The organism is Dehalococcoidia bacterium, assembly GCA_041653995.1.
Taxonomy (GTDB): domain Bacteria; phylum Chloroflexota; class Dehalococcoidia; order GIF9; family UBA5629; genus CAIMUM01.
On the sequence record JBAZEK010000004.1, the window covers coordinates 144,173 to 161,665 of the forward strand.

General features: G+C 55.5%; 16 protein-coding genes. 15 read left to right on the forward strand and 1 reads right to left on the reverse strand.

Going from position 1 to position 17,493, the window contains the following annotated elements; translation table 11 throughout:
- Nucleotides 1-35 precede the first annotated feature (35 nt).
- From WC359_11370 to WC359_11415, 10 genes are all read left to right on the forward strand, one after another.
- Nucleotides 36-1,397, forward strand: a complete 1,362-nt coding sequence (locus WC359_11370; GenBank protein MFA5401034.1) for a 2-hydroxyacyl-CoA dehydratase family protein — start codon at nucleotides 36-38, stop codon at nucleotides 1,395-1,397.
- 58 nt (nucleotides 1,398-1,455) lie between these two features.
- A complete protein-coding gene (locus WC359_11375; protein MFA5401035.1) occupies nucleotides 1,456-2,751 on the forward strand; it encodes an MFS transporter in 1,296 nt (431 codons plus the stop codon).
- A 97-nt stretch (nucleotides 2,752-2,848) separates the two neighbouring features.
- Entirely contained in the window at nucleotides 2,849-3,736 is an 888-nt protein-coding gene (locus tag WC359_11380) for a 3-hydroxyacyl-CoA dehydrogenase family protein (protein ID MFA5401036.1), read from the forward strand.
- A 36-nt stretch (nucleotides 3,737-3,772) separates the two neighbouring features.
- A complete protein-coding gene (locus tag WC359_11385; GenBank protein ID MFA5401037.1) occupies nucleotides 3,773-4,222 on the forward strand; it encodes an OB-fold domain-containing protein in 450 nt (149 codons plus the stop codon).
- A gap of 41 nt (nucleotides 4,223-4,263) precedes the next feature.
- Nucleotides 4,264-5,460: a lipid-transfer protein gene (locus WC359_11390; GenBank protein ID MFA5401038.1), complete on the forward strand. Its 1,197-nt coding sequence runs from the start codon at nucleotides 4,264-4,266 to the stop codon at nucleotides 5,458-5,460.
- A gap of 49 nt (nucleotides 5,461-5,509) precedes the next feature.
- On the forward strand, nucleotides 5,510-6,805 hold the full coding sequence (locus WC359_11395) for an MFS transporter (protein ID MFA5401039.1): 1,296 nt from the start codon (nucleotides 5,510-5,512) through the stop codon (nucleotides 6,803-6,805).
- Between the two features lie 102 nt (nucleotides 6,806-6,907).
- On the forward strand, nucleotides 6,908-8,179 hold the full coding sequence (locus WC359_11400) for an ABC transporter substrate-binding protein (protein MFA5401040.1): 1,272 nt from the start codon (nucleotides 6,908-6,910) through the stop codon (nucleotides 8,177-8,179).
- Between the two features lie 56 nt (nucleotides 8,180-8,235).
- Nucleotides 8,236-9,486 carry a coproporphyrinogen III oxidase family protein gene (locus WC359_11405; protein MFA5401041.1) on the forward strand — a complete coding sequence of 417 codons (1,251 nt, stop codon included), beginning with the start codon at nucleotides 8,236-8,238 and terminating at the stop codon, nucleotides 9,484-9,486.
- A 44-nt stretch (nucleotides 9,487-9,530) separates the two neighbouring features.
- Nucleotides 9,531-10,556, forward strand: a complete 1,026-nt coding sequence (locus WC359_11410) for a hypothetical protein (protein ID MFA5401042.1) — start codon at nucleotides 9,531-9,533, stop codon at nucleotides 10,554-10,556.
- 67 nt (nucleotides 10,557-10,623) lie between these two features.
- Nucleotides 10,624-11,496, forward strand: coding sequence for a crotonase/enoyl-CoA hydratase family protein (locus WC359_11415; GenBank protein ID MFA5401043.1), 873 nt, complete (start codon nucleotides 10,624-10,626; stop codon nucleotides 11,494-11,496).
- A 1-nt stretch (nucleotide 11,497) separates the two neighbouring features.
- On the opposite strand, the gene WC359_11420 is transcribed toward WC359_11415, so the two are convergent.
- On the reverse strand, nucleotides 11,498-12,181 hold the full coding sequence (locus tag WC359_11420) for a winged helix-turn-helix domain-containing protein (protein ID MFA5401044.1): 684 nt from the start codon (nucleotides 12,179-12,181) through the stop codon (nucleotides 11,498-11,500).
- Between the two features lie 158 nt (nucleotides 12,182-12,339).
- On the opposite strand from WC359_11420, the gene WC359_11425 reads away from it, so the two are divergent.
- From WC359_11425 to WC359_11445, 5 genes are all read left to right on the forward strand, one after another.
- Entirely contained in the window at nucleotides 12,340-12,822 is a 483-nt protein-coding gene (locus WC359_11425; protein MFA5401045.1) for an FHA domain-containing protein, read from the forward strand.
- 22 nt (nucleotides 12,823-12,844) lie between these two features.
- The gene (locus WC359_11430) at nucleotides 12,845-13,648 is read left to right on the forward strand and encodes a Stp1/IreP family PP2C-type Ser/Thr phosphatase (protein MFA5401046.1); all 804 of its coding nucleotides are present in this window, start codon (nucleotides 12,845-12,847) and stop codon (nucleotides 13,646-13,648) included.
- Nucleotides 13,648-14,664, forward strand: a complete 1,017-nt coding sequence (locus tag WC359_11435; protein MFA5401047.1) for a serine/threonine-protein kinase — start codon at nucleotides 13,648-13,650, stop codon at nucleotides 14,662-14,664. Before WC359_11430 ends, WC359_11435 begins: the two co-directional genes overlap by 1 nt.
- Nucleotides 14,661-15,773, forward strand: a complete 1,113-nt coding sequence (locus WC359_11440; GenBank protein ID MFA5401048.1) for an FHA domain-containing protein — start codon at nucleotides 14,661-14,663, stop codon at nucleotides 15,771-15,773. The genes WC359_11435 and WC359_11440 overlap by 4 nt, the downstream gene beginning before the upstream one ends.
- A gap of 168 nt (nucleotides 15,774-15,941) precedes the next feature.
- Nucleotides 15,942-17,489 (forward strand): FHA domain-containing protein, encoded by a 1,548-nt coding sequence (locus WC359_11445; GenBank protein MFA5401049.1) that lies wholly within the window; start codon nucleotides 15,942-15,944, stop codon nucleotides 17,487-17,489.
- Nucleotides 17,490-17,493: the final 4 nt, after the last annotated feature.

The window sequence follows — 17,493 nt, forward strand, 5'->3', positions numbered from 1 at the left end:
CTGGGGAGTTCTCTTCTGCACAGGGAGAGTGTTTTATGAGTGAAACGGAAACTACGGCAAAAACCGAAAAGAAAAGGGCCATCAACCGCCTGAAGAGCATGTACCCGCTGCGCAACCTGGTTCAGCAGGACTATGTCGACACGCTGCAGGCCAGCAAAGAGGGCCGACCTACAGTATGGTCCATGCTTACCATCTTCGAAGGCGATATACCCCTCAAGGCCATGGACCTCAACATCATCTATCCCGAGAATTACGCCACGCTGCTGGCAGCCTCCGGCACAGCCGAGCAGTTCCTGGATGCTTCAGACTCCGACGGCTTCCCCACACATATGTGCGGATACGGCAGGAGTACCATCGGCTATTCGTACCGCATGATGAAGGAAAACGGGGGAAGGATACCACCCGATGCGCCGCTGGGCGGGATGGCCCGACCATCGCTATTGCTCGGCTCGGGCATTTTCTGCGATGCGCGTTTCAAATGGTTTCAGGCGCTGGCCAGGTATTTCGATACCCCGCAATGGTGCCTTGAGATGCCGGTGATGGGCACTGCCGAGGGCTCGGAGGAGGACCTCGAAGGGTACCAGGTGAAGTTCCTGGTTAAAGAGCTCAACGATTACATCTCTTTCCTGGAGAAGCTTTTCAAGAAAAAGATGGACTGGAACAGGTTCGAAGAGCTGATGGAGCTAGCAATTCAGATCCACGAAACCGTCTGGCAGATCAGCGAGGCCCGCAAGGCCATTCCCGGGCCCATGCACAGCACGGACTTCTGGAGCAGCATGCCTCCGTCGCTTTTCTTCGCCGGCGACATGAAGGTTGCGCTCAAGCTGTACCGGGACATGCTGGCCGAGGTACAGGAGAGGATTAAGAATAAAGAAGCAGCCATCAACTATCCCGAAAGGTACCGGCTGATCTTCGCCGAGCTGCCCCCATGGCACAGCCTCAAGTTCTTCGACAGCCTGGCCGAGAAGGGCTGGAATTTCGTCTTCGAAGGCTACGGCTATCATGCCCCCAAACCGCCGGACCTGAGCAGGATCAGCGATCCCGTAGAGAAGCTGGCACGCCTCTCCCGTAACTTCGTATTCAATATACACACGCATGCCAGGAAGAACAGCATCAATAATCCCATCGTAGCATGCTATCTGAATTACGCCGGGGGATATCGCGCCGACGGCTTTTTTCTGCACCCGCTCATCTCCTGTCGCGCAGCAAGTTCCAATCTCCGACCGATACAGGATTTCCTGCTTAAAAAGCTGGACGTGCCTACCCTGTGGGTCGAGGGCGATATCATCGACAAGCGTGTTTTCAATCCCCAGGATACGCTGGCCAGGGCCGAGGCCTTCGAGCAGACCATGGACCATTACAGGAAAGTCCGCAGATCCAAAGGCCTGGACTGGTAAAAAGAATAGCAATCGGCAGAACGATACGATAATAGTCCATTAAATAAGGAGGAGGTTAGTGTCGATAGATACAGGAGCACCAAAAGAATATAAGGCCGGAGCGGGAGGGAAGCTTTATATACTGATCACCTGCACTCTCCTCCTGATGGTTAATTTTATGGACCGGCAGGTCGTGGCCGCCGTTGTAGAGCCCATGAAAGCCGCCCTGGGGCTTAACGACGGCGACATGGGCATCCTGGGGACGGTATTTCTGCTGAGCATCGCCGTCTTCTCTTTTCCCATTTCTTATCTGATAGACCGCTGGAGCAGGCGCAAGGCCGTCGGCATAATGGCGCTGCTCTGGAGTATGTTCACGGCCGCCAACGGATTTGCCTGGAATTTCTGGAGCTTCCTCATCCCCCGCAGCCTTGTCGGAGTGGGTGAAGCCGGATTTGTGCCGGGCGGCTCGGCCATGATCGGCGCAGCATACTCGAAAAAGGCGCGCGGCATAGCCATGGGCGTATTTGGTGCGGCGGTGCCGCTGGGAATAGCGCTGGGTTCACTGGCAGGAGGCATCATAGCCAAGCAGTACGGATGGCAGGCGCCCTTCTTCATCTTCGCCATACCGGGCATCGCCCTGGGCCTGATGGCATTCTTTATGAAGGATTACAAGACCGTGGATGCAGACCAGGCGCCCGGCGTGAAAGTGGATTTCGTCCACTCAATAGCCGGCCTTTTCAAAATCCCCACCCTGGTCTGGACCTTCGTAGGCTACGGCCTGGCCAACGTTATGTCGATGTCATTTCTCTTCTGGTCGCCGGCTTTTATCGGACGTGCCTGGGGAGTGGATGTGCAGGCCGCCAACAGCATACTTGTTCCCATCGTGCTGGCCGCCATCATCGGCTCGCCGCTGGGCGGATTCCTGGCGGATTTATGGTTCAGGAAAAATCCCAGGGGCAGGCTCTATGTGCCGGCGATCACCATTATACTCAGCGCCTTTTTCCTTGCGGCAGCCCTGTTCTTACAGTTAAAAGGGCCGCTGGGCATGGTCCTGATCATCACCTACGGCATTTTAAATGTGATGGCGATCCCCTGCATCATGGCCATGGCGCAGGATGTCGCACCCGTAGCACAGAAAGGGCTTGTATGGGGCGCCATGATCTTTTTCATGTACGTATTCGGCGGCGGCTGGAGCCCTTACCTGGTCGGCGCTATCTCCAACGCGCTGGGGCAGGATGCGCAGGCGCTCGGCACCGCGCTGATAATTGCTACCCTGGGCGGTGTTCTGGGCGGCCTGTGCTATTTCATGGCTTCCAGACCCTATATCGCCGATATGGACAGGGTCAAGCATGAGCAATTGCTGGCCGAGAAATGATATTTATCGCCAGTTGCAGTTCAGGACTGGTATATCCGTTAGTCCGGACGGCCAATTTCCGTTCAGGCCGAATATAAAAGTCAGAAGGAGAATTTGCATGGAAAACATTCTCGTCATCGGCGCCGGCTTTATGGGCACCGGCATCGCACAGGTTGCCGCCCAGAACGGCTACCGCGTCTATCTGCACGATTCCAATGCGGAGGCTTTGGATAAAGCCCTGGCCAATATCCGCTGGTCGACCGGCAAACTCGAGAGCAAGGGCCTGCTCAAGGATCCGGCTAAAGCCGTGCAGGAAAGGATCAGCGCAGTAAAAGATCTTGCCATCGCCTCAAAGTGCCGGTGGGTCATCGAAGCGGTTTATGAAGACGAAAAGCTCAAGAAAGCACTTTTCAAGGAACTGGATACTATCTGTCCGGCGGAGACTATACTGGCCAGCAATACGTCCAGCATACGTATTACCCGCCTGGCCTCGGATGCGCTGCATCCGGAGAGGATGGTGGGGCTGCACTTCTTTGGTCCGGTGCCTCTGATGCTGCTGGTTGAAGTGATCAAAGGTGAAAAAACATCCGCAGCGGTTTTTCAGAAAAGCGTGGATTTCATACTTTCGCTTAATAAATATCCGGTGAAAGTCATGAAAGACATACCCGGTTTCATTATGAACCGTATCACCGGCACGGCCTTCCGCGAGGCCCTCAACCTGGTGGAAGAGGGCATTGCCACGGTTCAGGATGTCGATACGGGTATGAAATACGGCTATGGCTGGACCCTGGGGCCGTTCGAGATGGCGGACTACGCCGGGCTGGATGTCTACCAGCGTGTCGGCCAGGCATTTAAGTCTATGGGAGTAGAATCCTACGCTCCGACTTCTACACTGATCGACAAGATGGTACAGGCCGGACGCCTCGGCAAGAAGGCAGGCAAAGGGTTCTACGACTACATGCCCGATGGGGCAAAAACTTCCTTCGATACCACGAAGCTTAGGTAAGAAAAAAAGATTGGATATGAATTAAGGAGGTCATCCATGAGCGATCAAAACGCGCAAAAACAGCAGGTTCCCGCCATCCAGGGTTGGTTCACAATGCCGCCCCGGGAGCCGCATATCATAGCCAGCAAATGCTCTTTGTGCAACGGCTATTTCTTCCCGCCGGCACAGGTATGCCGTAACCCGAACTGTAAAAAAGACGGGGCCATGGAATTGGTAATGCTCGGCAACAAAGGCAAATTAGAGGCCTATTCCGTCAACTATTTTTCGCCGCCGCCGCCATACCACGCCCCCGATCCTTTTGTTCCCTTCGGCGTCGGAATGGTCAGCCTGCCTGAAGGCATCAGCATCACCGGCCAGATTTCCTCCGGCTTCGATGAAAAAAACCTGGAGGTCGGCATGGATATGGACGTCGTGATTGAGAAGCTGTACGAGGACAGCCAGGGGAACGACGTTATGGCATGGAAGTTCAGGCCTGCTCGCAAATAGCGGGCCAAACAAATATCAGCATTAAATTATGAGGTGAAATAATGAATGAAGTAGCTATTCTGGGAGTGGCCATGCATCCCTGGGGAAAAATAAAAGATAAGAGCGTTCCCGAGCTGAACCTCGAGGTAGCTCAAAAAGCCCTCAAAGACGCCGGCCTGGAGTGGAAGGACATCCAGTTTGTCGTGGCAGGCTCGGATCCCTGGAGCGGCGTCGACGGCCTGTTAGCCGGCTGCAGATTATCGCAGAAAATAGGCAACAACGGTATACCGGTGGTCAATGTATACAATGCCTGCGCAACGGGCGGATACGCGTTGAAGACAGCGCAGGCCTACATCAACTCCGGCTTCTGTGATTATGTGCTGGTTGTTGCGGCCAGCATTTCGCCCTCCGGTTTTTTCGGTGTCACTACCGTCGGCCGGGAAGACGACCCTAACGACCTTGATTCACAGCGTTTCAGGGTACTGGGGCTGACCAATCCCACCGGGTTTGCTTTCATGGCAACATACAGGATGCATCATTATGGGATGACCGAAAACGACCTTGCCATGGTTAAGGTAAAAAACGCCAAATTCGGATCGCTCAATCCCCTTGCGCGCTTCAAGAAAACATTTACCGTCGAGGATGTGCTCAAATCACCCATGGTAACTTATCCCCTGCGCTTGTATGAGCTGTGCGCGACAAGCGACGGCGCGGCCGCAATCGTCCTGAGCAGCATGAAGGCGGCTAAAAAACACACCCGTAAGCCTGTCAGATTGGCCAGCGTGGGAATAGCTACTCCTAAATACCCCGACCCCAGGAGCGGAGGCTATGGATTGGATATAGCCAGCGACTCGGGTGACCTCGATTTTAACAACGGCATGGGAGTGCGTGCAGCCTACAACGCCTACGAAGAAGCGGGCATCGGCCCGGAAGATCTGGACCTGGCGGAAGTATACGATCTCAGCTCCGCCTTCGAGCTGGGCTGGTACGAGGAGATCGGGCTCTGCAAGCGGGGAGACGCTGAGAAGCTGTTGCGGGAAGGCGTTACGGGTATTGGCGGCAGGATGCCGGTTAACACCAGCGGCGGCTGTGCCTCTTTTGGAGAAGCTATCCCGGCCCAGGCCATGGCACAGGTATGCGAGCTTACATGGCAGATGAGGGGCGCTTCCGGACCTAGGCAGGTCGAGGGCGCAAAAGTCGGCTTCACGGTTAATGCCGGAAAACAGGGAAACTGCTCTGCCACTGTTGTAAAAAAATAAGGCGGCTGATTGCTGTATGATAGAGCCATAATAATTACCGGAGGTTGTGATGAAAAAAGGGCAAACGGAAAATAGCGATGTCCTGATCAAAGTTAAGCCGTGGCAGGTATGGTACACCATAGTAGTCCTTTTCGTCCTCTATATGATGGACTACGCGCTGCGGTCGGTGATCGGGCCCATGACGCCGGCCTTAAAGGCCGACCTGGGGCTGAGCGATACCGAGGTGGGCTGGCTGATGTCCGTGGTGCTTATCGGTGTAGCGGTCTTTGCGCTTCCGCTGTCCTACCTTATCGACCGCTGGAGCCGGTCCAAAATGATCTCGCTAATGTCCGTTATCTGGAGCGTGGCCAGCCTGTTTTCCGGTTTCTGTATAAACTTCGGGCAGCTGCTGGCCACACGTACCGTGGTGGGAGTCGGCGAGGCCAGTTTCGTCTCGGGCGGCATGGCCCTTATCGCCGCCATGGTCAAGAAGGCCCGGCGTGCGCTGGTTACCGGTATCTGGGTAGTGGCCATACCTTTTGGCTCGGCCGTCGGCTTCCTGATCGGAGGATTCGTCACCAAGAGCTTCGGCTGGCAGGCGGCGTTTATGGCCGTGGCCGCTCCGGGCATCATCTTCGGCTTACTGGCCTGGTTCATACCCGACTATAAGATAGACAAATCGGCGCTTAATAAAGCGGGGGACGTTCCCCGCAGTAACGCGCTGGGTTCGACGCTCAAGGAATTCGTAAAGATCAAGACACTGCCCATCCTCTATCTCACTATCGCGCTCGAGATGTGCTACGTTCTGGGATACGTGCCCTGGGTGCCGGTGCTGCTGAATCGCTACATGGGTATGGACACGGTGCTGGCCAGCTCAGTCTCGGCCGGCCTGGCTTTAACGGCCATCATCGCCATGCCGCTGGGCGGATGGGTGACGGACAAGGTCTCCCAGCACAACCCGCGCAACAAGGTGCTGGTCATCGTTGTAGTCATGCTGCTGGCCAGCATCTTCATGGCAGCCGGCACTTACCTGGCTTCTCTGCCGCTATTCGCTATCGGCGTGTTCTTTACCACTGCCTTTGTCGCGGCCCAGCTCAACGCGGTGCAGGAGATCGTGCCCGCCTATCAGCGCTCCACGGCCATGGGTCTCTATATGCTCACCGGCTACATCCTGGGCGGCATGTGGGGTCCCATATTGATGGGGGCCGTTTCCGACGCCGTTAACATACAAACGTCATTCCTCGTCATATCCGGCATCGGCTTCCTCAGCAGCTTCGGCTACCTGTGGTCTTCCAAATATTTCAACGTCGATTACCACCGCGCCCGCGAGGTGGACCGCGCCATGGGATTGCTTGAGAAAAAGTAGCAGGGTAACCCTCTTCATTTTAGTCAGTTATGACACACTTACTGCTATATGCTACAATTACGTCAGGAATCGTGAGCATATCTCAAGTGGAGGTGGTTGACTATGAGTACACGAAAAATCCTGGCCGTAATCGCGATATCCCTTGCACTGATAATTCTGCCTGCAGCTTTATCGGCCTGCGGCAATCTGTCCAGTACGCTGACCGGCAAACCGGAAACGGTCGTAATCTATCATTTCGGCGACCTGAGCCAGCTTTATGCTCCTGCGACATCTTCCAAGCTGAGCGGCTTCGCTGATTTCGCAGCCTGGTATAACCAGGAGATGCAGGGGGTGGACGGCGTTCCCATCACGTACAAATATATTGATACGGGCGGCAAGCTTGATGAGGCATTGACCGCCTACCAGATTTTTAAACAGTCCAAACCGTACCCGTCGGTCATGGTGCTTTCCGGCACCGAGGAGTCGGTCAGGCTGCAAAGGAACTTCACTGATGATGGAATACTGTGCTTTACCAGTGGGACACCGGGGATTTACCCGATAGGCTACGAGTTAGCCACCATACCTACCTACTCGGATTCCCTGGGCGCCTTCGTAATGTGGCTGAGCGACGATTGGACTCCCCGTACCGGTCAAAAGGCAAAGCTTGCCATCCTCACCTGGGACAGCCCTTATGGCAAGGCCGTTATCAATGAGGAAGTCAGGGAGTTCATTGCTGCCAGAGGGATTGAGCTTGTCTATGAAGATGTTTTCAAGACGGATGTGAAGGATGTCACGCCGCAAATGCAGAAAATCAGGGAGGCGGACGCCAACTGGGTATACGATAATACGCTGGGACAGGGGCCCATCATCATCAGCTCGGCCGCTGAGTCACTGAACATGCTCGAACACGAGCTCTACAGCACGGAGCCGGGCAAGGTTCATCGCGCCACAGGTCCCTGGGGCATCGACGAGGCATCCATAATCCTGGGCGGGCCTCTTATGGAAGGACTGATCGGGCCTCGTAGCATAGCTTCCTGGTCCATGTCAGAGGTGGAAGGTGTTGTCAAAGCCCTCACAGCATTCGATAAGAATAACAGGCAACCTTCCGAGCGAACCATCGGCTATCTCAACGTGTGGCCGATCACTTACACTATAGGACACTGCATGAACCAGGTAGTCAAAGAACAGGGATGGGAGAAGCTCAACGGCATTACATTGCGGGAGGAGTTTCTCAAACTAAAAGACTTTAAACCTCTGGGCATGACCGTTTACTCGTTTTCGGACAGCAAACCTGCGCCGGATCAGACCATGATCTTTAAAATCGAACGGGGCCGGTTGCTTCCGATAACCGATTGGATCACCTGTCCCGACCTGAGGCCAAAAGCACTGCGCTGACGCTACTCCCTTCGGGAGAGGGCAGGGCGGAGAAGGATTAGGGTATAATTTGCCCCATGATCCCCTGGTTCGTCGGCGCCGTTGTACACCAATCAGGAAAAAGCTTCCTCAGATTTACAGGTGATATCGATACCGGCCACATCGCCCGTGAAGGACGTGTGCGCGGCGGCGATGTCTCCCTCTATATCCATATCCCCTTCTGTAAAACGCTCTGCCCCTTCTGTTGCTTCAACCGTTACCTGTTCAAGGAGGAGCAGGCTCGCTCTTACTTCGCAGACCTGCGGCGGGAGGTCGACATGTACGCCACGCTGGGTTTCAAATTCAACGACTTCTATTTCGGGGGCGGCACGCCCACCGTCCTCATGGACGAACTGTCCAGCTTCGTCGATTTCCTCAGATCGAAATTCGAGATCAGGCGCATCTCCCTTGAGACCACCCCGCGCGAGCTGACTCCGGAGACCATCGACCAGCTTCACCAGCTGGGGGTCAACCGCCTGTCCGTCGGCGTTCAGAGCTTCGACGACGCGCTTCTCAGGGCCATGGGCAGGACACTCTTCAAGGGCGAGGACTCGATCCGGAAGCTGAAGCTGGCCCAGGGTAAATTCGATACGGTCAACGTGGACCTGATGTTCAACTTCCCCACGCAAACCCCTGAGCAGTTCCTCTCCGACATCAGGATATTCAAGGAGCTCGGTACGGACCAGGCCACTTTCTACCCGCTGATGCCCTCCCCCCATAAACTGGACGCGCTGACCAGGAAGTTCCGCAAAGTTGATACCTCGCATGAAAAGCAGTTCTACGAGCTGATCCTGCAGGAGCTGCTGGACGGCGGATATAAAGCTTCGACGGCCTGGTGTTTCTCGCGCGGCGACCTGATGATCGACGAATACATCATCGATTACGACGACTATATCGGCGTCGGCGCCGGGTCCGTCAGCTTCCTGGGAGGCGATTTCCTGGTCAACTCATTCTCGCTGGAGGGCTATCACAGGCTGATCGCGGAAGACCGGCTGCCCATAGTACGCACGCGCCATCTCTCCGCAACAGAACAGTACCGTTACTACATGCTGACCAGGTTCTTCGGCATGAGACTGAACACGCAGCAGTTCAAACGTCGCTTCAATTCGGATATCCACTCCAGGCTGTGGGCGGAGCTGCTTTTCTTTAAAATTGCCGGTGTTATCCAGGAGAAAAACGGCATGATCTCGGTCACCAGGCGCGGCATGTACCCCGTGGGTACCATGATGAAGGAGTTTTTCGCAGCCCTGAACACACTGCGGGAATACTGTATCGAGGGCGGCATTTAGTTTTAGCCGGTTTTACGTTATGATTATCGGGCTACGGGAGGTTAATGATGAAGATAGCAGAGAAAGAATGGTTGGACGCAGCCAACTGCGCTATCTACCAACCGGGACAGCGGACAGGCCACTACGAGAGCTATTTCCTGCGCGCCAATCATCCTGAACGCCCCCTGGCTTTCTGGATAAGGTACACCGTCTTCAATCCCCACGGCCGTCCCGACAAGGCCATCGGCGAGCTCTGGGCTGTCTATTTCAACGGCGAAACTTCGACCAGCACGGCTGTAAAAAAGGAACTGCATATCGGCCAGTGTTCGTTCAGCCGTTCAGACCTCGATGTTACGATCGGAGACGCTTTTCTGCAGAAGGACTGGCTCAAGGGCAGCGCCGCATCCCACAATAATACTATCACCTGGGACCTAAAATATAGCGGGGACAGCCGGCCCATCTTCCCCCTGCCCATGAAAATGTATTCGGGCAACTTCCCCAAAGCCAAGCTCTGCGTTCCGCTTCCCATGGCCAGATTCAACGGCACTCTGGAAGTCGACGGCAACCGGATTAAAATCGAGAACTGGATAGGCAGCCAGAACCACAATTGGGGATCAAAGCATACCGACCTTTACGCCTGGGGGCAGGTCGCCGGGTTCGATAACAACCATGACAGCTTCCTCGAGGTGGCTACAGCCAGGGTTAAAATAGGGCCTCTCTGGACACCCCGCATGACGCTCATCACGCTCAGGCACAAAGGCAGGGAATACAAGCTCAACAACGTAATGCAGACGATCAGAGCGGAGGGAAGGTTCACCTATTTCGACTGGCATTTCGCTTCATGCGACGACGACATCGATATCAAAGGCCGCATGCATGCCCCTAAAGAGCTGTTCGCAGGCCTTAATTACTACAATCCGCCGGGCGGGAGCAAGCATTGTCTCAACAGCAAGCTGGCCGCATGCGATCTCAGGATCACCTATAAACAGGGGCCAGACAAGGGCGTGTCGGAACTGCTTTACACCGGGCACCGGGCGGCTTTTGAGATACTTACCGATCTGAGAAACCACGGTATCTCCATACAGGTATAGGTTTTTATTCGTCCTGAGCCTGGCCTTAGACAAAAGGCCATTCAAATTATTGATAAAGGAGGAACCCATGGAGTACAAGGAGCTTAAATACGAAGTGTCGGAGGGTATTCTCACGCTGACGCTCAACAATCCGGACAAGATGAACTCTATCACAGCGTCCACCTGCACGGAGCTGCTTGATGCGTTCGAGAGAGCCGATAACGACGATGACGTGCGTGTGGTGATAGTCACCGGCTCCGGCAGGGCGTTCAGCGCAGGGGCCGCCCTGGGAGGGGGAGAGGAAGCCAAGGGCTCGTACTTCATGGAACGTTTCATGGGCAGGGAGGACGATCAGCCGCACCGGGATGAGGGCGGCATCGTCGTGCTGCGCATATACGACATGAAGAAACCGCTTATAGCAGCCATCAACGGGCCGGCAGTGGGCTTCGGTATAACCATGACCTTTCCCATGGATATCCGTATCGCCTCGACCAATGCCAAAATGGGACTGGTGTTCTGCCGGCGCGGCATCGTTTTCGATGGCTGCGCCAGCTGGTTTTTAACGCGGCTGGTAAATATGGGCGTTGCGACCGAGTGGGTTTACAGCGGCAGGGTGTTCAGCGCGAAGGAGGCCTTCGAGAAGGGCCTGGTGAGCGAACTGCTGGAGCCCGAGGCTCTGCTGCCACGGGCACGTGAGATCGCCGCCGGCATCGCCAACAACTCATCCCCCATTTCAGTGGCGTTCTGCCGCCAGCTTATGTGGAAGATGCTGGGCGCAGACCATCCCATGGAAGCCCACCAGGTAGAGTCTAAGGCGCTCAACTGGATCTTCGGCGTGCCCGATGCCAAAGAAGGCATCATGTCGTTTCTCGAGAAGAGGAAGCCCGCCTTCCCCATGAAGCCGAGCAAGGATATGCCTGCATTCTATCCCTGGTGGAAGGACCGGCCGTTCAAATATTAGTTTATACCAGCATGTAGCCGAAGGCCTTACGACTGATAATGCGGCAGGGGTTGGCTGTGTCCGGCTCTATCTTCTCCCGCAGGCGGTGCACGAGCTGGTCGAGCGTTGCGTCCGAAATGGCAGCCGGATCCAGACTATCGAACCATACGGCTTTGATAATCTCGTCGCGCAGGCAGACCACGCCGGCGTTTTCATAAAGGTAATTAAGTAATTCGTACTCTTTGCGCGATAGTTTCACGGGTTCGCCGTCCACATGCACCTCTTTCCTGGCCTCATCCACTTTGAGCCAGCTTACATCCGTCGCTACAGCCTTGTGGCTTGCTCCCACCCCTTTTCCTCCCAGTAAATTGGTGCTCTCCGTCTCTTTGAAGATCAAAAGTGAGTGCGCCGGCCCCGCTGCCACACCCAGCCCGATCTTGCAATTGTGTTTCAGATCATACAACCTGCCCGCCAGTATCCTGTCGTCATTGAGCACAGTCCCGTTCGTGCTGCCCAGGTCTCTTATCTGATAACGGCCTTCTTTTTCCAGTATCTCGACATGCCGCCTGGATACCGCCTCGTCATTTAATTCGATATCCGGCTTATACTGGGGAGTACGCCGTCCGACGACCGTGGCCGCCTGTCTGAGGGTAAAAATCTTGCCGATGTCTTCAGCGTCGCCCTTTTTGACTATAATGAAAGCCACAACAGACCTCCTGCTATATGCAGGCTGTATTTACTCTTGCAGTATAATATATCAAGGGCAACCATCATAGATAATAAAGATGTCAGATTTATATTAGGTATTCGTCAGAAAGCTGTCAAGCAGTCGGTTTTTCAGCCGCATAGAATGATGTGATCGTAATGGAAGAGATAATCGATATCAGTGTCATCTGCCCGGCCTGCCAGGGCCTGAATGGAGCCGGCAGCTTTTTCTGCTACAGTTGCGGGCATTACCTGGCGCATGAAAAGGAATGTACAAGCAGCGAGACCGTCTTGGAGGAAGCTGCTGAAGCTGCAGACCAGGTGGCCGCGGCCAGGATGATCATGCAGGGAGGCGAGGAGATCATTCTTACGGACAATCCCCAGTTTATTCAACGCAGCAACTTCGAGGGCAAACTTCCACAGGATGCGCTGATGAGCATCTCCCGGCAACATATGCTGATAACACGTGAGAACGGCACTTATTTTGTTCAGGACCACGGGCGCGACGGCACCGGCAGCACCAATCACACACGGGTAAATAATATCGATATACATCATAAAGGCAGACTGGCTCTCAGGGACGGCGACAGCATAGAGCTGGCCAGACAGCCGGGAGCCACCCTCATCTTCAGGTTAAGTTGATATGCACATAAAGGAGCTTTGATTGGAGACAGGTTACGGCTGGGACACCGGCCTGGTGAGAAAACTCAACGAAGACAGTGTTTTCTGCAGCACCTTTGATCTGCGCACACATGCAGGTACCGTATCGGCCGGCCTGTTTGCGGTCGCGGACGGTATGGGTGGACATGATGCCGGAGAGATAGCCAGCGACCTGGCTATCAGGATTTTCCAGGCCGAATGCGTCTCTGGATTGCTGGCCAAACAGGCGGCGCCCGGATTGCCCGTGATGGCCTCCGCCTTCAGCAAGGCTAACGAGGCCGTCCTCGAAGCTGCGTCGGAAAGGTCGCTGGAGGGCATGGGCACCACTCTCACAGCAGCCCTTGTCACAGGCCCCGACATGTACGTTGCCCACATAGGAGATTCCCGCTGTTATATTATCAATACCAGGGAGATTATTCAGGTCACAACGGACCATTCCGTGGTGCAGGAGCTGGTGGATACCGGGCATATATCGGCGGAGGAAGCCCTGACACATCCACGCCGCAACGAGATAACACGCGTGCTGGGTTACAATGATAATAGCCTGCCGGACCTGATACAAATCAAGCTTTACGCCGGCGATAACATACTGCTGTGCTCTGACGGCCTGTGCGGGGTGCTTCCTGCTGACAGAATCAAAGAAACGGTGCTTGCCTCGCAGAGTCCCGCGCAGGCCTGCGCGGACCTGATCTCTCAGGTTAACCTGTCCGGCGGTCCCGACAACATATCGGTTATCATCGCCCGGCCCGGCGGCCTCCCCTCCTGGCAGGCGCTGGTATCGGCAAAGACGGGGGTGAAAACAGCCTGATGGACGATCCGACCATCTTTGTCATAGTCTTTGCGCTGATCTTCACCAGCATACCGGTCACAGTGGCCATTATCCAGGCGGTCCAGCGGCACAGGGCGAACGCCTCAGCCCGGCGCCAGGGCAGATCGCAGCAACAGCAGGCCCAACCGGCAAGCAAGCACCGCATCAACAGCCGCTACGAGCTTAAAGCGCCGGCCTTCAAACAGGGAGGAATGGCCAACATCTGGCTGGCCAGGGACCGCACCAGCGGCAGGAAATGCATCATCAAGACGCCCCGCAGGGGCACCACCATGGATAATGTGTATCTGGACAAGCTGCGCCAGGAAGCCGCTTTCCTCAAAAGGCTGCAGCATCCCAACATAGTCACCTACCTGGATGATTTCTATTACAAAGGAGAATTCCACCTGGTACTGGAGCTCGTAACGGGCGAAACCATCATGTCGTCCTCTCCCAGGACATCAGCCGGCGAGCAGAAGCTCCTGACCTGGGCCGGACAGGCGCTGGACGCCCTGGCCTATATCCACGCTGCGGGTATTGTGCACAGGGACGTCAATCCCAAGAACATCATGCTCAGCGGAAACGGCGGCATCAAACTGATCGACTTCGGCACGGCCAAAAGCCTGGAGAGTATGAAGAAGGACACGGTCAAGACGGATCCCTTCACCCAAATAGCCAACAAGGGTTTTGACATACCCGAATTATTCATAGGCGGCGAGAGCGACCAGCGCTGCGACCTGTGCGGCCTGGCGCAGACCTGCATCTACCTGCTCACTCTCAGACAGCCCAACGACCTGTGTATCGAGCTGATCCGCACCAACTGGCCGCGTAGCTACGGCGAGGCCGGCAAGGTAGCGGACTACATGATCTCGGCGGGTATCTCGGCGAGGACATCGCACTGCCTAGCCCAGGCCGTGATGTTTTCGCCGGGCAGCAGATTTGCCAGCGCTACAGCCATGCGGTCAGCGCTTCTGTCTGCAAACGAATGCGCGATGAAAGAAGTGGGGGTATCTAAATGAGACGGCCGATAACGGCATTGATATTTGCGCTGGCCGTCCTGTTCGCTTCCCTCAGCGCAGTAGCCCTCGCACACGTATGCGCATATGCCATGGGCGCGCCGACCGACAACTTCACAATACCGGATCCAATGGATGATACCCAGCATCCTGAAATTAAGCCGCCCGTTAATTTCATATTGCACAGCGCTACTGCACTGCCTTCAGACGAATCGCCTGATCTGGTTGCGACTATACACGGGTCATCCGCCAAAGGCGGCGCCAGCTTCACAGGCGACGAGCAATGGTACCTCGATGTCGATATCAATATGCCGGGCTGGCTGTATATATATGAATACTACCCATCGGACACATATGACCAGGGTAGATGGATTACCTACAAATGGCAATTGAAAGAGCAGGGCCAATGGAGGCTCGGGCTCTTCCGGCCGGGAGAGGACGAACTGGAGGGCCAGCATATTTACAGGCTTTTCTTTTACGGAAACGGCCAATGGGCGGCGGACAGCAGCGAAGCGCAGAGAAGCCACCTTGTCTACTGGAACTACATAAGGGGTCTTCAAGAGCCGGCTCAGCCGGCCACACCCTCAACACCCGAACAGCCTGCCCCGGCGGACAACAATCTGCTGAAGCTCCTGACCAATCCCCTTTTCCTGCTGATTGCCCCTTCCGCCCTGGTTATTATAGTGCTCCTGGCACTGTACGCGCGACGCCGCATGCGCGAACGGAGCAACGTCCAGCATACTGCACAGCAGCCGCTGGTGGAATTACTGGAGCAGCCGGGTATTACACCAAAATCTCCACTGCACGGCGCAGCCATGGCCCTCCTGGAATTACCCAACGGATTGAATATCCGTCTGGGCGAAGAAAGCGAGATTATCGGACGGGCCCAGGTCGCCAGGTCGCTGGGACTGGATGAGCTGGGGATGATATCGAAACAGCACTTCAAGATCAGCTTCACGGACGGGAAAGCTTCCATCGAGGACATGGGCAGCGCCAACGGCACTGTCGTCAACAGCATCGATATCAGTGACACCGGCCCGGTGGAATTGAAAGACGGGGACGTTATCGAGATGGCCGGCAAGACCAGCCTGAAGTTCCGATCCAACCATTAGCCTCTTTATTCCTTCATGAGGGCCATGTCCGGTACCGGTACAATCCGACGATCCGTCTTTTTATCAGGTGTTTGTCAGGAACCTGTCAGGCCGGGGTCAAGCAGAGGGTGGAATGTGCACTTATACTTGATGAAGATACATCCACCAACCGGGAGGCGCTTCATATATATGAAAGGAATAATTATACCGCTGCTGATCGCGTGTATGGTTTTATCAGCTGCGGCTGCAGTATTTTCGCCGGCTCAGGCACAGCCGTCGCCGCCAATTAATCCCGATGAAAGCTGGCAACCGCCTGACGACGGTGGGGAAATGGTCGAGCCGCCGGTTGGTGTTGACACTTACAACCAGACCTGGCCCAGCCTTCAGATGACGGTGCCGCCTTCGCCTCCGGCAGGAGCAGCCGGATCCATCGTAAACGCCTACCTGGTAACCAGCTATGGCCAAACACTTTACAATCTTTATCGTAACGACCTGTGCTACCTGCTTGTCTCGTTTAACGGCCCGGGTTACTTCTACCTGTGGGAATACTATCCGTCGGGGACCACACCCTACGGACACTGGCTGTGTTACAGGTGGTACAGGCCTTATGCGGGCGTATGGCGCATCGGGCCGTTCAGTGCCGAGTCCTGGGATCCCGACGGGCTCTATGTCTGGAAGATGTGGTACAACTCCGGCTTCTCATGGTCGGAGCGCACTCTGAGCTTCAATTACACACGCGGCAGCATTTCTCCTTACAGCGGGCCGTCACCCAGGCCGATCTATCAGCCGGTGATCAATTCCTTCAGCGCAAATGCATCGTCGATAGACGTCGGACAAACGGTCACACTGACCTGGACCACGAGCAACGCCAGCAGCGTTACCATATCACCCGGCATAGGCACGGTGGGGACATCCGGATCGACAACCATAACACCCGGCGCGACCACCACTTACACACTGTCGGCTACAGGCAGCTCGGGAAGCACGGTGACGTCTTCCGCAACTATCAACGTTATACCGAGGGTGTCGCCTGCATTGAGCGTGCAGCAACCAACCATACAGTCCGGGCAGTCCACCGTGCTTTCATGGAACGCCCCCGCCGCCTTACAGGTGTACATCGACGGGCTGGGGAATTTCGAAGCCGCGGGCACAACGATAGTAGCGCCCAATCAAACGACCACGTATAACCTCACCGCCACCTATATCGACGGCACGACGCAGACGGCAGCCGTCGCAGTTACCGTCGAGCAACCGCCCTACCTCATTTACGGCCTGCTGGCGCTGCTGGCTATAGCGGCGATCGTAATAGTGATTATGATGGTGAAAAGACCAAAGGTATCGCAGCTGCCACGCACATCTGCCGCCAGTGCAGGTACAGCTACATCCGCCGCAGCTACATCCACAGCGGGCACCTCGGCTGCGTCGACTTCCGTCACGGATGCTCCTCCCGCCAAGCTAATCATGCCCGACGGCGGCGAGATGCTGCTTGCCGGCAATACCAGAACGCTCGGCCGCCAGGATTTTGAACAACTTCTGCCGTCGGATCGGGCATCGTTCATCTCAAGACAGCACATCAACATATGGTATGAGGATGGAAAATATTACATCGAGGATCCGGGCAGCACAAACGGCACCAGGCTCAACGGCGAGGAGATCCGCGAAAGCGGCAAGCAACCCCTCGTGGACGGCGATGTCATTGAGCTGGCCGATAAATTGATTATCACCTTTAAAATATAGCAAC

What these genes read in the sequence shown, in the direction of transcription:
- WC359_11370 (MFA5401034.1), top strand. Translation starts at nt 36, where the DNA reads ATGAGTGAAACGGAAACTACGGCAAAAACCGAAAAGAAAAGGGCCATC.
- WC359_11380 (MFA5401036.1), top strand. Translation starts at nt 2,849, where the DNA reads ATGGAAAACATTCTCGTCATCGGCGCCGGCTTTATGGGCACCGGCATC.
- WC359_11385 (MFA5401037.1), top strand. Translation starts at nt 3,773, where the DNA reads ATGAGCGATCAAAACGCGCAAAAACAGCAGGTTCCCGCCATCCAGGGT.
- WC359_11390 (MFA5401038.1), top strand. Translation starts at nt 4,264, where the DNA reads ATGAATGAAGTAGCTATTCTGGGAGTGGCCATGCATCCCTGGGGAAAA.
- WC359_11395 (MFA5401039.1), top strand. Translation starts at nt 5,510, where the DNA reads ATGAAAAAAGGGCAAACGGAAAATAGCGATGTCCTGATCAAAGTTAAG.
- WC359_11400 (MFA5401040.1), top strand. Translation starts at nt 6,908, where the DNA reads ATGAGTACACGAAAAATCCTGGCCGTAATCGCGATATCCCTTGCACTG.
- WC359_11405 (MFA5401041.1), top strand. Translation starts at nt 8,236, where the DNA reads ATGATCCCCTGGTTCGTCGGCGCCGTTGTACACCAATCAGGAAAAAGC.
- WC359_11410 (MFA5401042.1), top strand. Translation starts at nt 9,531, where the DNA reads ATGATGAAGATAGCAGAGAAAGAATGGTTGGACGCAGCCAACTGCGCT.
- WC359_11415 (MFA5401043.1), top strand. Translation starts at nt 10,624, where the DNA reads ATGGAGTACAAGGAGCTTAAATACGAAGTGTCGGAGGGTATTCTCACG.
- WC359_11425 (MFA5401045.1), top strand. Translation starts at nt 12,340, where the DNA reads ATGGAAGAGATAATCGATATCAGTGTCATCTGCCCGGCCTGCCAGGGC.
- WC359_11435 (MFA5401047.1), top strand. Translation starts at nt 13,648, where the DNA reads ATGGACGATCCGACCATCTTTGTCATAGTCTTTGCGCTGATCTTCACC.
- WC359_11440 (MFA5401048.1), top strand. Translation starts at nt 14,661, where the DNA reads ATGAGACGGCCGATAACGGCATTGATATTTGCGCTGGCCGTCCTGTTC.
- WC359_11445 (MFA5401049.1), top strand. Translation starts at nt 15,942, where the DNA reads ATGAAAGGAATAATTATACCGCTGCTGATCGCGTGTATGGTTTTATCA.